14 protein-coding genes are annotated in these 16,365 nt (G+C 36.5%); all 14 read left to right on the forward strand.

Features of this window, described 5'->3' with window-relative positions:
* The 14 genes from ACZ1GR_RS09110 (at position 1) to ACZ1GR_RS09175 (ending at position 16,354) form a co-directional block, all read left to right on the forward strand.
* On the forward strand, positions 1-1,047 hold the full coding sequence (locus ACZ1GR_RS09110) for a VWA domain-containing protein (protein ID WP_472608688.1): 1,047 nt from the start codon (positions 1-3) through the stop codon (positions 1,045-1,047).
* The gene (locus tag ACZ1GR_RS09115; protein ID WP_472608689.1) at positions 1,040-1,918 is read left to right on the forward strand and encodes a tetratricopeptide repeat protein; all 879 of its coding nucleotides are present in this window, start codon (positions 1,040-1,042) and stop codon (positions 1,916-1,918) included. Before ACZ1GR_RS09110 ends, ACZ1GR_RS09115 begins: the two co-directional genes overlap by 8 nt.
* A complete protein-coding gene (locus tag ACZ1GR_RS09120) occupies positions 1,918-3,696 on the forward strand; it encodes a BatD family protein (RefSeq protein ID WP_472608690.1) in 1,779 nt (592 codons plus the stop codon). Before ACZ1GR_RS09115 ends, ACZ1GR_RS09120 begins: the two co-directional genes overlap by 1 nt.
* The gene (locus tag ACZ1GR_RS09125; protein ID WP_472608691.1) at positions 3,693-4,454 is read left to right on the forward strand and encodes an SH3 domain-containing protein; all 762 of its coding nucleotides are present in this window, start codon (positions 3,693-3,695) and stop codon (positions 4,452-4,454) included. The genes ACZ1GR_RS09120 and ACZ1GR_RS09125 overlap by 4 nt, the downstream gene beginning before the upstream one ends.
* 60 nt (positions 4,455-4,514) lie before the next feature.
* Positions 4,515-4,820 (forward strand): hypothetical protein, encoded by a 306-nt coding sequence (locus ACZ1GR_RS09130; protein WP_472608692.1) that lies wholly within the window; start codon positions 4,515-4,517, stop codon positions 4,818-4,820.
* Positions 4,821-4,896: 76 nt separating this feature from the next.
* Positions 4,897-6,477 carry a SulP family inorganic anion transporter gene (locus ACZ1GR_RS09135; RefSeq protein ID WP_377766226.1) on the forward strand — a complete coding sequence of 527 codons (1,581 nt, stop codon included), beginning with the start codon at positions 4,897-4,899 and terminating at the stop codon, positions 6,475-6,477.
* A gap of 3 nt (positions 6,478-6,480) precedes the next feature.
* Positions 6,481-7,107, forward strand: coding sequence for a carbonic anhydrase family protein (locus ACZ1GR_RS09140; protein WP_472608693.1), 627 nt, complete (start codon positions 6,481-6,483; stop codon positions 7,105-7,107).
* Between the two features lie 103 nt (positions 7,108-7,210).
* Positions 7,211-9,064, forward strand: coding sequence for a SulP family inorganic anion transporter (locus ACZ1GR_RS09145; protein WP_472608694.1), 1,854 nt, complete (start codon positions 7,211-7,213; stop codon positions 9,062-9,064).
* Positions 9,065-9,213: 149 nt separating this feature from the next.
* Entirely contained in the window at positions 9,214-9,792 is a 579-nt protein-coding gene (locus ACZ1GR_RS09150; protein ID WP_472608695.1) for a hypothetical protein, read from the forward strand.
* Between the two features lie 39 nt (positions 9,793-9,831).
* Positions 9,832-10,851 carry a phenylalanine--tRNA ligase subunit alpha gene (pheS, locus tag ACZ1GR_RS09155; RefSeq protein WP_472608696.1) on the forward strand — a complete coding sequence of 340 codons (1,020 nt, stop codon included), beginning with the start codon at positions 9,832-9,834 and terminating at the stop codon, positions 10,849-10,851.
* Positions 10,852-10,860: 9 nt separating this feature from the next.
* Positions 10,861-11,256 carry a hypothetical protein gene (locus ACZ1GR_RS09160; RefSeq protein WP_472608697.1) on the forward strand — a complete coding sequence of 132 codons (396 nt, stop codon included), beginning with the start codon at positions 10,861-10,863 and terminating at the stop codon, positions 11,254-11,256.
* A 259-nt stretch (positions 11,257-11,515) separates the two neighbouring features.
* Positions 11,516-14,782, forward strand: coding sequence for a S41 family peptidase (locus tag ACZ1GR_RS09165; RefSeq protein WP_472608698.1), 3,267 nt, complete (start codon positions 11,516-11,518; stop codon positions 14,780-14,782).
* 116 nt (positions 14,783-14,898) lie between these two features.
* Positions 14,899-15,660 carry a DUF6090 family protein gene (locus ACZ1GR_RS09170; RefSeq protein WP_472608699.1) on the forward strand — a complete coding sequence of 254 codons (762 nt, stop codon included), beginning with the start codon at positions 14,899-14,901 and terminating at the stop codon, positions 15,658-15,660.
* The gene (locus tag ACZ1GR_RS09175; RefSeq protein WP_472608700.1) at positions 15,653-16,354 is read left to right on the forward strand and encodes a hypothetical protein; all 702 of its coding nucleotides are present in this window, start codon (positions 15,653-15,655) and stop codon (positions 16,352-16,354) included. The genes ACZ1GR_RS09170 and ACZ1GR_RS09175 overlap by 8 nt, the downstream gene beginning before the upstream one ends.
* Positions 16,355-16,365: the final 11 nt, after the last annotated feature.

Raw genomic sequence — 16,365 nt, forward strand, 5'->3', positions numbered from 1 at the left:
ATGGTGCAATTCGACGAAAAATTATACTTCTATTTACTGGGCATTGTTCCGGTATTGGTATTGCTTTTTCTTATGTTGCAGGTATGGAAAAAAAGTAAGCAACGAGAGTTTGCAGATACCCAGCTCCTTAAGCGCTTAGCACCTGAAAAATCTACTTTTAAATCCACCTTAAAGCTTATTTTTCTTTTACTGGGGCTAACCTTCTTGACCCTTGGTTTGGTAAATCCAAAAATCGGCACAAAATTAGAGACCGTAAAACGCGAGGGGGTAGATATCGTTTTCGCCGTAGATGTTTCTAAAAGTATGTTGGCCGAAGATATCGCACCAAATCGTATTGAAAAATCAAAGCGATTGGTTTCAGAAATCATTAACCAATTGGCCAGTGACCGCATTGGTATTATTGCTTATGCTGGTCAAGCCTACCCGCAATTACCCATTACAACAGATTATGGGGCCGCAAAAATGTTTTTGCAGAGCATGAATACCGATATGCTTTCTTCACAGGGCACCGCAATAAATTCTGCCATAGAACTGGCGACTACTTTTTATGACGATGCAGAACAGACCAATCGGGTGCTATTTATCATTTCTGATGGTGAAGACCACTCTGAGGGCACAACAATAGATGCCGTTGAAAAAGCAACGGAAAATGGTATTCGAATTTTCACTATTGGTGTTGGTAAGCCCAAAGGTGCTCCTATTCCCATTAAAAGAAGAGGAGTTGTTGAAAGTCTAAAGAAAAATTCGCAAGGCGAAGTGGTTATTACAAAATTGAATGAAACTGTTCTTGATGCAATAGCCCAAGAAGGTAACGGACAATATATCAACGGATCGAATACCGAAGAAGCCGTAGAATTTATCAAGGAACAGCTGAACCAAATGGATAAAAAAGAATTCGAGGCCAAGCAATTTGCAGAATACAAAGACCAATTTCAATGGTTTCTTGCTATCGGACTTTTATTTTTATTTTTAGATATTTTTCTTTTGGATAGAAAAACTAAGTGGCTGAAAAAATTGAATCTTTTTAATGAACATGACGATGAGTAGGATAAAACTAGTTTTGACAATTACACTGTTGTCTTTCTATGCAGTTCAAGCCCAAGAAGAAGACAAAAAAGCACAACGTGAAGCAGAAAAGGCTCTACGCGAATCAAAAAATATCACCTACGAGGCAAACGAAAATCTAACCCAAAACGATTTTATAAATGCAGAAGCAGACTACAGAAGAGCGATATCTAAAAGTCCTGAAAATATTGCTGCACCCTATAATTTAGGGCGTGCATACTACAATAGGGAAAGTTATTCAGAAGCTTTTGGAAAGTTTAAACAAGCAGGTGAAAAGGCCTCTTCTAAAAGCGAAAAACACAAGGCCTATCACAATATGGGCAATGTGTTTATGAACAACAAAGAATACGAAAAAGCTGTTGAAGCTTACAAAGAAGCTCTACGTGCAAACCCTACTGATGAAGAAACCCGATATAACCTTGCACTAGCAAAAGAAATGCTTAAAAAACAGCAAGACGAACAGAAAAACGACCAAAACAAGGACGATAAAAACGATAAGGACAAAAAAGAGGAAGAAAATAAAGACGAAAACAAAGAGGGAGATAATAAAGAAGATCAGGAAGGCGACCAGAAAGACGATAAAAATAAAGATGAAGGTGATGATGGAGATAAAGGCGAGAAAAAGCCTGAAGAAAACAAAGAAGGTGACGGCGATGAAAAAAAAGAACAAAAGCAGAAACCTAATGAAGGTGATAAGCCGGAACAGAAAAAGAAACCCCGACCAAATCAGCTCTCCAAACAACAGGTTCAAAACCTGTTAGAAGCTATGCAAAACGAAGAAAAAAAGGTGCAGGAAAAAATCGATGCCAAAAAAGTAAGGGGCGCTAAAATTAAGAACGAAAAAGATTGGTAATGCGAAGGCTATTCTTCACATATCTATTTTTACTACTACCAGTTTTTCTAATTGGTAACCTTTTGCATGCTCAAGAAGAGATAACTTTTGAAATGAAACTCAGTAAAGATAAGCTCGGTGTCAACGAGCGTCTACGTGTAGAGTTTATCATGAATAAAGATGGCGATAATTTTAACCCTCCAAACTTTAAAGGTTTTAAAGTGGTCATGGGGCCATCGCAATCAATAAGTTCTTCTTGGGTAAACGGCAAAAGAAGTTTTTCAAAATCATATGGTTATATTCTTACCCCAACGGCAACTGGTAATTTTGAAATAGGTCAAGCTACGATAGAAATAGATGGTAAAACCTTTAAAACGGTTCCGAAAAAAGTTCAGATAACAGCAGCCGTAGCAAATCCTAATGCTCCTAAAACTGCCAACGATATTGCAGATGAAAATTTACATTTGGTGGCGGAGGTATCCAAAACCAGTCCATTTTTAAATGAGGCGGTCACGGTAGTTTATAAGCTCTATATAAGCCCATCTGTAAGTGTAACCAATTTTAGGCCTATTGATAGCCCTAAGTATAATAATTTCTGGAGTCAAGACATTCCGGTTAAACGTTATGACACTCAAAATGCTACTTATGATGGTAAACCTTTCAGAAGCGTAATTTTAAAACGAGTGGTACTTTACCCTCAAAAAGCCGGTAAATTAACTATAGAACCATTAGCCCTTGAGATTTATGTTGATGTACCGACCAACAGAAGAGACTTTTTTGGTGGAAAAATCTTCAAACAAGCTAAAAAAACAGTCTCTGCCGGTAGAAGAACATTAAATGTGAAGAACTTACCTGAGGCAGGAAAACCAGAAGGTTTCGGTGGCGCAGTTGGCGATTTTGACTTCTCTGTAACAACAAGCAAAAGCTCCTTGAACGCTTCAGAATCTTTACAGGCGCGCGTCGAAGTTACCGGAAAAGGAAATTTAAAGCTCTTTCAACTTCCTAAACCTGAACTGCCCAGCGCACTTGAGGTTTATGAACCTGAATTTGATGAGAGCGTAAGAACGACTACTACTGGAATGGAGGGTAAGGTTGCCAACAATTATACCGTAGTGCCCTCTTATCGCGGCAAGTATCCAATACCAAGTATTTCGTTTAGTTATTTTAATCCCAAAACAGGAAAATACAACACCCTCAATTCTGATGAGATAACCATAAACGTTATGGAAGGTCCTGAGGATGCAAATGCCGGTATTGCTGCCAACTCCTCTAATAAAAAACTAATTGTACCAACCGGGAAACAATTTCATTTTATTAAGGTAAACCCCAATTTAAGCGCAATTAGAGCAAACTATTTTCTTGGTTCCAATACATTTTACCTTTTGCTTTTTGGACCTCTTCTTCTAATTCCTTTAGTAATTTTATTGTACAGAAAGCGAAAAGAAAAAGAACAAGACGTAGTTGGCAATAAAGTTAAAAAAGCGAATAGGCTTGCTAGAAAGTATTTGTCAACGGCCAAAAAAGAATTAGGCAACGAAGCCAATTTTTATATCGCATTGGAAAAAGCTTTGCACAACTATTTAAAGGCCAAACTTAAAATTGAAACTTCAGAGTTTAGTAAGGAGAAAATCACTTCTTTGCTAACAAGTAAAAAAGTAGATTTGGATACTACAAATAATTTTATCGATTTACTTAAAAACTGTGAACTAGCACGTTATAGTCCTTTCACGAACGTGCAAATGCAACAAGATTATGATAGGGCTAGCGAAGTAATTTCTCAAATAGACAAACAGTTATGATAAAAGATTGCATTGTCATTTTAGTTTTTTTGTTTGTTACCGCCCTAAACGCGCAGAACGAAGTCTTATTTAGCCGTGCCACGGATTCGTATAATGATGGGGATTTTGGAAAAGCTATCGAGTACTACCAAAAGATCATAGATAACGGCAAGCATTCTGCCGAACTCTATTTTAATATGGCCAATGCCCACTATAAACGCGATGAAATTGGCCCAAGTATTTATTACTACGAAAAGGCCCTATTACTGAAACCCAATGACCCTGAAATACTCAACAACCTTGGCTACGCTCAAAATATGAGGTTAGACGCTATTGATAAAATGCCCGAGAGTGCCATGGAGCGTTTTTATAATGCTATAATCGGTAAGTTTTCTTTTGACCAATGGGCTTATTTTGGGGTAAGTATGACTATCCTATTTGTACTGGCCTATTTGGCCTATTATCTCTTTAATAGTGCACTTAAAAAACGAATCTCTTTTATCGTAAGCATGGCAGCGATATTACTATGTGTTGTTTCTATAAGCTTTGCTTACATGCAGTATGACGCTTTTAACTCGAACAATCCGGCAATTATTTTTGAACGCGAGGTGGCCATTACCTCAGAGCCCAATCAACGAAGTGAACGCATATTCACCCTGCATGAAGGCACTAAAGTAAATGTGCTAGAAGAGCTCAACGACTGGATGAAAATTAAGATTGCAGACGGACAAACCGGATGGGTTCCTTCAGAAAATTTAAAACTGCTAAAGATTTTTTAGCGCAGTATTAACAAAATTTCAATAGCTTTACTATTATCTTTAATTTTCTGAAGTTATTAGATGCTTAAATCGTTCACATTTTCATTGCTTTCGATAATGTTGGTTATTTCTATTCTTGCTCCCTCCATTGAGGTTTTATGCAAATCTAGTTATGACAACTTTCTGGTAATGGATTTAAATGAAGAAGAAAATAACAAACAAGAAACCGAGCAAAAGTTTGATCAAAAAGAACTTTTCTTCACAGATTCTATTGAGAGTAGAAGTATCAATTTCTCACAAGAAATTGCCATTATTCAAACAACATTGGTATCTTATTCCGATTTCTCGGTTGAGATAGTCCTCCCTCCTCCACAAGATTTGATTTAAATCATCCCTTTTTTAAATCTATTTTTAAATTGTCTTCGAAAACCAAAACAACTTAGAAGGCTAAAAACCATTTTTTATGTTTAAGTATATTAAAAACGACTTGCCTGCAAGTATTGTAGTCTTTTTTGTGGCTTTACCGCTCTGTCTGGGTATTGCCTTGGCCAGTGGTGCCCCACTATTTTCTGGTTTAATTGCCGGTATTGTAGGCGGTATTATGGTCGGTGCTTTAAGTGGTTCACAAATTGGGGTCAGTGGCCCTGCTGCTGGACTTGCCGCTATTGTATTGGCCGCAATAGCTACCTTAGGTTATGAAAATTTTTTAGTGGCAGTAGTTTTGGGCGGTGCCATCCAATTACTATTTGGAATACTGCGCTTGGGTATTATTGGTTACTATTTTCCTTCATCAGTGATTAAAGGTATGTTGACAGGTATTGGTATCATTATAATACTGAAACAAATCCCACATTTTTTTGGTTACGATCCTGATCCAGAAGGTGATTTTGCCTTTTTTCAAGTGGATGGAAAAAATACATTCTCTGAAATTTTAGAAACTGTAAACAATATAAGTCCTGGGGCAACCTTAATAGCTTTAATCGGACTGGGCATTCTATTATTATGGAGCAATGTACTATCAAAAAAAGGTAAATTTTTCCAGCTTGTTCAAGGGCCACTTGTAGCCGTAGTAATTGGAATATTGTTTTATGTTTTCACTAAAAACAATGAAACACTTGCGATATCTGCAGATCATTTAGTGAATGTTCCAGTTCCAGAAGATGCAAGTTCCTTTCTAGCCCAATTTAGTTTTCCAAATTTTGCGGCAATCACAAACCCAGCTGTCTGGTTAACGGCATTCACAATTGCTTTAGTGGCCAGTTTAGAGACATTACTTTGTGTGGAGGCAACGGATAAATTAGATCCGGAAAAACGGGTAACACCAACAAATCGAGAACTTTTAGCACAAGGTACCGGAAACATCGTTTCTGGTCTTATAGGAGGCATTCCTATAACACAGGTAATTGTGCGCAGTTCAGCAAACATTCAATCTGGAGGTAAAACAAAAGCTTCCGCAATTATTCATGGATTCTTTTTATTGATTTCAGTAATGCTCATTCCAAGATTACTGAATATGATTCCTCTTTCTGTTTTGGCCGCAATACTGTTTATAGTAGGTTATAAACTTGCAAAACCAAAACTTTTTAAAACAATGTACCAGCTTGGTTGGAAACAATTTTTACCATTTATTACAACCGTATTGGTCATTGTATTCAAAGATTTGCTTTGGGGAATCGGTATTGGCCTTGCCGTTGGCATAGCTGTAATATTAATAAAAAGCTACCAAAACTCTCATTTCTTACATATTGAAGGAGAGGATGTTGATGATGGGAAAATTAAAATGACATTGGCCGAAGAAGTAACCTTTTTTAACAAAGGTGCAATTTTAAAAGAATTGGATAAACTTCCAGAAAATTCATATCTCGAACTTGATGTGACAAAAACAAGATACCTTGATAATGACATCATTGAAATTTTGGAAGATTTTTCGACCAAAGCCAAAAACAAGAATATCAACATAAAGTTGATTTCTGAGCGAGGTATTGTGGAAAATCCACCTAGTTATATTGAATTTTTTAAACTAAGACCAAAAACATCCGTATAGATTATGATAACACAAACAAAAGAAACACAAGATGCATTAAGCCCAAATAATGCTATCGCATTATTAAAAGAAGGCAATAGTCGTTTTATCGAAAACAAAAAAGCAGATAGAGATTTGCTAGCACAGGTTAAACAGACTACTTCTGGTCAATATCCATTTGCTACCATTTTAAGTTGCATTGATTCACGTGTGTCGGCTGAATTGGTTTTTGACCAAGGTGTAGGAGACATTTTCAGTGCACGGGTTGCCGGGAATATCGTTAATGAAGATATTTTAGGCAGTATGGAGTTTGCCTGTAAATTAGCGGGCACAAAGGTTATTGTCGTACTAGGCCATACAAGCTGTGGGGCAGTAAAAGGGGCTTGTGATGATGCGAAATTAGGTAATCTTACTATTTTACTACATAAAATTAAAGCTGCGGTCCGCGCGGTAAGCAACCCAACTGATGAGGAGTCAAGAAACTCAAAAAATATTGAATTTGTAAATAAGGTCGCCGAGAAAAATGTTCAGCTCACCATTGAAGATATACGAAGCTTAAGCCCTGTTTTAAAAGATATGGAAGACAACGGTGAAATTGCCATTGTTGGTGCTATGTACGATATTGCCGATGGCAAAGTGCATTTTATGTAAAAGATTCATCACTTAAAATTTAGGGGCATTGGTTTGATTATCATTGCCCTTTGTTTTTTTCTAAATTAGTAGCATAAAACATATTTCTTACAAAAACTTACTCATGTTCAAACATTTAAAAGGAGATCTTTTCGGAGGAATAACTGCAGGAATTGTTGCATTACCATTGGCCTTAGCCTTTGGGGTAAGCTCTGGTCTAGGGCCAAGTGCTGGATTGTATGGAGCCATATTCATAGCATTTTTCGCGGCTTTATTCGGGGGTACAAATACACAAATATCTGGTCCAACAGCCCCAATGACAGCTGTAAGTATGTTAGTCATTGCAGGGATTATCGCCGCAAACGATGGTGATGTGGCTACTGCTTTACCCGCAATTCTAACTGTTTTTTTATTAGCGGGACTAATGCAAATAGGTCTTGGAATTTTAGGCTTAGGAACGTATATTAAATACATTCCTTACCCTGTTGTATCTGGTTTTATGACCGCTATTGGCATCATTATATTGGTCACTCAAATACTACCGGCTGTAGGATATTATCCAAAAGAGGATATGGACTATGTTTCACAGTATAGCGCTGTTGCCGAAGAAAAAATTCTAGAAAATATTTTAAGTGATGAGCGTAAAGAGGGTGCTTTAGTTTTAGAGAATTTTGAAAAAACCATAATCCGAGCAGAAAGTACTACAGAAGCTGATGTTCTTAAAGAAGCCAAAACCATAGCAGCAAATAATGCTTCAGGGGTTTTGGGTACTTTTAAAGTACTAGGCCGTGCATTAAAAAATATTAATTGGTTAGAATTTGCCTTGGCGCTTGCCACTATTATTATCATTTACGGATTTAAACGTATTACCACCGCAGTACCAAGCACTTTGGTGGCACTGGTTTTGGTATCAGCAATTGCATATGGTTTTGGTTTAAATTACCGCCCTATAGAAGAAATTCCCAGTGGACTACCCGTACCTAATTTGCAAATATTTACTTCTTTTAGTCTAGGTGCCATTACACCCTATTTTTTTACTGCACTAACCCTTGCGCTATTAGGAGCTATAGACTCTTTATTAACCTCGGTAATTGCTGATAATATGACACAAACCAAACACAAACCGAATAAAGAACTGGTAGGGCAAGGTATTGGTAATAGCATTGCTGCGCTTTTTGGAGGAATTCCAGGTGCTGGTGCCACTATACGTACAGTGGTAAATATAAATTCTGGGGGTAAAACAAAACTTTCAGGGATGATAGCAGGTGTATTACTACTGATAGTGCTATTGGCTTTAGGCCCTATTGCCTCGCAAATACCTGCGGCAGTTTTAGCAGGTATTCTAATCACTGTAGGTATCGGTGTTATGGATTATAAGGGGCTAAAAGCAATCCCCTACATGCCAAAAGACATAAAATTGGGTCCACTAAAGTTAAGTTCAGAAGTAATTATTATGCTTGTTGTAATGGTACTTTCTTCGGTTTGGAATTTGGTTTACGCTGTGGGAATAGGGTTGATATTAGCTTCCTTATTGTTTATGAAAAAAATTGGAGACCTTACGGCAAAACAATCTGGCTTAAAATTACTGAAAGAAATTCCATGGGCAGATGAAAAAGAATTTCCTTCTAAATTAAAAGAAGAAGTTTTTATTAAACACGTAAACGGTCCCTTGTTTTTTGGTTCTAATAATGAATTTCAAATTCTGGCAGCACAAATTCCTGATACCGCAAACACCGTTATTATTAGAATAGATAAAATGGAGTATTTAGACCAATCTGGGCTTTACACTATGGATGATGTGCTTCAAGATCTTGTTAAAAAAGGCATTAAAGTATTGTTTGTTGCTGTTTTAGAACAGCCAAGACTTATGATGGAGCGTATAGATATTATTCCAGACCTTATTCCAGAAGAACATATTTTTAAAAACTTTCACACTTGCCTGCAATGGGTACAAGAAAATATTAGAGATGAAAACTAGCTTCATGGATTTTAGTAAAACAAGGGAGTAGTGGATGGTATTTTCTAACTTTTAATCTTCTTTAAGTTTTGTATAGGTTTTTATGAAATTGCAACTTTAAAAATAAAACCGATAGCATAGCTTTTGAATTATATCGATTTTTAAAGCTTATGAAGAAAAGATTAATATTTGGTCTAATTTTAAGTATAACAGCAATTATAGGTGTAATATACTTTTTAGGTATTGGTTTAGGTTTTAATACAAGACAAGTAAGAACAGAAGTTCCCGTAACTTTTAAAGTAGGTTGGTGGAGCAATCAAAAAGCTTTAAGCATCACAGATTTGAAAGTAACTATTGTAGAAAGTAAGTTAAGTATGTTCAATAGTCACTCCATTATATCGTATGAAATACAAGGAAAACTCAGTTTGCCAAGAGATACTTGGCAACCTTATATTGAAGAAGTACATATTAGTGAAAGAAATGTACAGTTAAGTTCAGAGGGGCATATAGCAACGGATAAATCTATATCCAAAACTAAAGAATCATGGGGTGCATCTAATCCGCAGGTTATAATAGAAATAACTCCTATTGTTGATACTAAAAAGAATAACTCTTATAACGCGGGTGATGTAATTGATTTTAGTTTTAAAAACGAACATAAAATTCAATCACTTGGTTGGGGTAAAAGTCATTATGTTATAAAATGTGGGGATTTTGAAAAAGTAATTGTTTTAGATCAAAACAAATAACCAATTCACTAAATTTGTCCGCTAATAGTGCCATCAACCATGATTGAGACCATAAAAGAACATTTGGCCCAAGTTGAAAATTTCACTTCAACTTCAAAAGATGAAATAGAAAACTTCCGGATAAAGTATTTAGGAAAAAAAGGCTTGCTTAATGATTTCTTTGCCGAATTCAAAAATGTTCCTAATGATCAAAAAAAGGAATTTGGTCAGGTCATCAATCAATTAAAAACTACAGCTACAGATAAGGTAAATTCTTTGAAAGCAGCTTTAGAAAATCAAACTGAGACAAAGGGCAAGTATGGTGATTTAACCCGACCGGGGGAGCCTGTAGAAATTGGAGCAAGACATCCTATTTCAATTGTAAAAAATCAGATTATAGATATCTTTTCAAGAATAGGTTTTAATGTTTCTGAAGGTCCTGAAATTGAAGATGATTGGCACAACTTTACGGCACTAAATCTACCAGAATATCACCCTGCACGTGATATGCAAGATACCTTCTTTATACAAAAAGATCCAGATATTTTGCTTCGCACCCACACCTCATCAGTACAAGTGCGCTACATGGAAAATAACCAACCTCCTATTCGAACAATTTCTCCTGGCAGAGTGTATCGAAACGAAGCTATTTCGGCTCGATCACATTGCTTTTTTCACCAAGTAGAGGGTTTATATGTAGATAAAGATGTTTCGTTTGCCGATTTAAAACAGACTTTACAATATTTTACTACGGAACTATTTGGAAAATCTAAAATCAGACTTCGCCCTTCATACTTTCCATTTACCGAACCAAGTGCAGAAGTAGATGTCTACTGGGGCCTAGAAACCGAAACCGACTATAAAATGACCAAGGGAACAGGTTGGTTAGAGATTATGGGCTGCGGAATGGTAGACCCCAACGTTCTGCAAAATTGTGGAATTGATTCTGAGGTTTATTCTGGTTTTGCCTTTGGTATGGGTATAGACCGTATTGCCCTATTACTTCATCAAATTTCAGATATTAGACTGTTAAGCGAAAATGATGTGCGTTTTCTAGAGCAGTTTAAAAGTGCATTATAGTGCCACTTTATGAAAAAAGATATTGAAATTCCTGTTGCAAAAGACGTTTACGTAGTTATTGTTCATGAATGGAACAAAGAATTTCTTTCTAAAGATTGGAATGCCTATATCATCAATAACAGAAAGACACCAATTGAAATGGCACTTGTTGTCTCTAAAGGTTATGACGGTGATAAAAAGACATCTACCATGCGCTATGCTTTTGGTCTTGTAAAAGCCAAAGGGTACGAGAAAATAGAAATGGTAACAGAAGATGTGCTGGGTCTGACCAATGAATTCTATGTCACCTATTATGCCGATAATAAGTTGTACGAAAAACGCTTTGTTTTCAAAAAAGGCGCTGTTACAGTTAATAACTTAGTAAACATTCCGTTACTAGAAATGGAAGGTGTTTTTGCTGTATAAAAGGCGTAGCTTACAGCGTTTCTACTTGAATTAACCAACTAATCAGGTAGTATTCTGAAAACTAAAATCAATTATTCGGTAAGATATGACTGTCATAAACCTTTCTTGGTTTATGGCTCATGTCAACTGACCGTGATCAAACCACACCCAAAATCTTCTCGGGCATTAAAAGTAAAATACAATCCAAACTTAAAAAAAGAATACTAAAATCGTATCTTCATAAACCTAGTTACAACAACGTATTAAACATCAATCAAAAATGAAGGAACACAATTTCAAAAAGGCCCTATTTACTGTTTTAACAATAGTACTTACATTATTTTTTAGCTTTAGTAGTAAAGCTCAAAAGGAAACTAAGCTTATGCACCAACCCGCATTGAGCGACTCACACATTGCTTTTGTATATGCCCAAGATCTTTGGGTGGCCAATAGAGATGGGTCTAACCCAAAACGTCTTACTATTGATGAAGGAGTAGAGTCTAGCCCAATATTCTCGCCAGATGGAAGTATGATCGCTTTTAATGCGGAGTACGATGGCAATTCAGACGTTTATATAATACCGACCAAAGGAGGAATTCCGAAGAGACTGACCTGGCACCCATATAACGATTTGGTCCGTGATTTCACCCCAGATGGAAAAAATATCTTATTCGCTTCAAGGCGTAATTCACATACCAATAGATATTTTCAGCTGTATACCGTTCCCATTAATGGTGGTGCAACCACGCAATTGCCAATACCCAATGCTTTTTGGGCAGCGTACTCTAGTGATAAGCAATATGTGGCCTATACCACAATTTTTGACGCTTTTACCCAGTGGAAGCATTATCGTGGTGGGCGTACCTCCCGCATTTGGGTGTATAACACCGATGACCACAAGGTTGTAGAAGTGCCAAAACCGCAAGGAGGCAGTAATGATACACAGCCTCAGTGGATAGGTGAAGACGTCTTTTTTAGAAGTGACAGAGATGGTGAGTTTAATCTTTTCAGCTATAACACAGTATCTAAGACCATTAAAAAGCATACCGATTACAAAGATTTTCCGGTAATCAATGCTAAAACACATAAAAATTCAATCATTTATGAGCATGCCGGCACCTTACATATTTATGATACTACTTCTGAGACCGATAAAAAACTGACCCTTACTATTAATACGGATTTGTTAGAACTGCGTGAGCGCTACGTATCTGGGCAACAGTATGTGCGCTCGGGCAATATCTCTCCTTCGGGGGCTAGAGTGGTGCTTGATTTTAGGGGAGATATTGTTACCCTACCAGCAAAAAAAGGTGATGCCGCCAACCTGACCCAGACTACTGGAGTGCACGAAAAATTTCCATCATGGTCGCCTGACGGAAAACACATTGCCTACTTTTCGGATGCTTCAGGAGAATATCAGCTTCATGTGAAAACAACTGCCAATGGTATCGTTCGCCAAATAAAGCCAGGTGGAACAGGTTTCTATGGAAATATTCATTGGTCACCCGATAGTAAAAAAGTAAGTTATGTAGATAATGGTCGTAACCTATATCTGACCAATGTAAGCTCAAAAAAAACGGTTAAGATTGCTCAAGACGACCAGTTCTTTCCTGGTGACCTTAGGGATTTATTCAGTGATTGGTCTTTTGATTCTAATTGGATTGCCTACACTAAAATAATAGATACCAATTTTGAGAAAGCCTTTTTGTATTCTATTTCAGAAAATAAGTCTTACGAGCTTACCGATGGTCTATCTAATGTTACACAGCCCACGTTTGACCCAAGCGGAAAATACATTTATCTGACCGCTTCAACAGATGCTGGTCCACTTGTAAATTGGTTTGATCAATCTAACATAGATAAAGAATTGACTACTGCTTTATATGCCATTACCCTTCAAAAAGATGTAGTTTCTCCCCTAAAAAAAGAGAACAATGTTGAAGAGGGTACCGCTGAGAAAAAAGATGACGACGATAAAAAAGACAATTCCAAAAATAAAACACCTGAAGCCCCTAAACTGCTAAAAATAGATTGGCAAGGTATTCAAAATAGAATGCTTGCCTTGCCCGTAGAAGAAGGAGTTTTTGATAATCTGTCATCGGTAAAAGAAGGAGAATTATATTATGTTTCTTCCTCCTTTCATTCCAGTGATGCAAAAATGTATAAGTTCACTTTTGAGAAAAAGGAAGCAGAGGAGTTATTCCCATTGAATTACTATGAAATTGCCGCAGGAGGTAAAAAAATGTTTTACAATAGCGGTAGGTCTTGGTATGTTTCCGATTTAGGCAAAAAGGCTGATGGAAGTCCTTTAGATTTAAGCAGTATCTCCATTAAAATTGACCCTAAAGAAGAATGGAAGAATATATTCAATGAAGCTTGGCGGGTCAACAGAGACTATTTTTACGATCCTGGCATGCATGGTGTTGATTGGGATGCCATGAAAGTCAAATACCAACCGCTCATTGCCCACGCTTCCTGTAAAGACGATTTATATCGGGTGATGCAATGGATGTTCAGTGAACTTGCCGTTGGGCATCATCGTTTCGGGAGTGATGGAGATCAATTAAATAACCCCGATAGAGTCTCAGGCGGTCTATTAGGTGCCGATTATAAAATAGAGAACGACCTTTATCAAATAAGCAAAATCTACGGCGGGTTAAACTGGACCCCAGGTTTAAGGTCCCCTTTAACCGAACCCGGTGTTGCGGTTAATGAAGGTGATTATATTATTTCAGTTAATGGTAAAAATGTATCTGGGTCAGACAATCTTTATAGTTTCTTTGAAAATACGGCAGAAAAATTAGTCGATTTAAAAGTAAGTACATCTGCAGACGGAAGTAATTCTAGAACTTATGAGGTAACTCCCCTAAGAACGGAATGGGCCATTAGAAACAGAGATTGGGTAGAAGGCAATATGAGAAAGGTACATAAAGCTACAAACGGTGATGTTGCTTACGTATATGTGCCAAACACCTCAGTGGCCGGCTTTGAGTATTTTAAGCGTTATTTTTATCCACAGGCAAATAAAAAGGCTATCATTATTGACGAACGCTTTAATGGCGGTGGCTCATTGGCCGATTATTATATTGATATTCTCAAACGCCCAGAACAAGCGTATTGGAACTTTAGATATGGTAACGATTTAAAATCACCAAGCGCATCTATTCAGGGTCCAAAAGTGATGATTGTTGACGAAACAGCCGGCTCTGGTGGAGATTATTTGCCTTGGATGTTCCGTAAATTTAAAATGGGCACCATTGTAGGGAAAAGAACCTGGGGTGGTCTAGTCGGTGTTTTAGGCTATCCAGAATTTATCGATGGTGGAGTTGTTACCGCACCCAACATTGCTTTTTATACCGAAAACGGATTCAGGGTCGAAAACGAAGGAGTACACCCTGATGTTGAAGTAGAACAGCTGCCGGAAATGGTAATTAAAGGGCATGACCCACAACTAGAAAAAGCTATAGAAATCGTAGTGAAACAATTAAAGGAAAATCCACCTAAAAAAATGGTTAGACCTGCCTATCCGGATAAGACCAAAAGCTAAATTTTATAGTCTCAAACAGGTTTCCTCCTTTTGATAACAACAAAAGGAGGAATCTTGCTGAGTTAAAGCATAATTAAGACCCTTCGATTTCTACAAGGCGCAGAAAACTAAAAAGTATGATTAATTTCTTCAGAAAAATTCGTCAAAATCTACTTTCGCAAAACAAATTTTCTAAATATCTACTTTATGCTTTTGGGGAAATTTTGCTGGTTGTAATCGGTATTCTAATCGCGCTACAAATCAATAATTGGAACGAGCATAAAAAAGAGAAAGTTCAAGAAATAACACTTTTAAAACAGTTGAAGTCCGACTTGGTTGAAAATCAAAGAGAGATTGAAGAACTAAAAGAACGTATTGAAATCAATCGCTCTGCGATGGATACCGTTGTGGTGAAACTTCGAAAAAAAGAATACAATTCTACTTTTGATTTATTGGTAACCCTAGTACACCGTAAAAGTTATTTTAACAATGCAAATTCTGGTTACAAACTTATTGGCAACGGCTTGGCGTCAATACTATCAAATGACAGTATCTTAAATGGTGTTTTACAATTGTACGAAAAAGATTTTGCCAATATTATTACAAGACAAAATCTAATGAACACGACCATTGACAACCGTGTTTATCCACTTACTAATAGGCTGTTTAAAACTAAGCCTATGAGTATAAAGTTCGAATCACTTGATGGGGCCGCTACGGATGTTTTTACCCCTTTAAATTTTGAATCATTATCTGATAATAATCAGTATATAAATACACTGCTACAATTAAAGAGAATCATTGAAGAACGTTTAAATTTAATGGACCAGACCAAGAACAATGTAGAAAAAATGATTCTTCGCATCGAAGAGGAAATTAAACTCAAAAGCAATGATTAACTTTTTTCGTAAAATTCGGAAGAACATGCTTAAAGAAGGAAAAGTAACAAGCTATTTACTCTATGCACTAGGCGAAATTCTTTTGGTGGTTATAGGTATTCTTATCGCATTGTGGATAAATAACAAAAGTGAGAATGCAAAGGCACTTGACAATGAAAAAATTCTAATTCAAAAACTTGAGGAAGAAAACAAAGTGAACCTTAACACCATGAAAACCAATATTGAATATAGAACAGAACTGCCATCTATTCTGGAGGATTTTAGCCAATTTTTAGCAAGTCAACCCGTTGAAGAAAAAAATGACCTCTTAGTAGATTTTCTTGATGAAACTTTACAAACCTCAACATACTCTTACCCTAGAATAAATTTAACGAATTACATAAATTTGTCCAATTCATACTATTCTGACTTTACCAAAGAGCTCACTATATTGAACGATTATCAAAAAAGTTTAGAGCAAATCTCAGAGAAAGGTGCTGAAATTAAAATTGAAAATTTTATAACCCCTTTAAAATCAGAAATAGACTTTAATAGCTTACAAATTGCTAGCTACGATATTTTTAAATCACTTGAATTCAAAAATAATATTATACTCATTACAAGTGTTGAAGAAGAAATTACAAGACAATTTGATCAAACCTACAATCAGGCCAAAAGGGTAGATTCTTTAATTGCCGAAAAATTAAAATATTAACTTTTTTGATT

This window comes from Croceitalea sp. W27 (assembly GCF_055693185.1).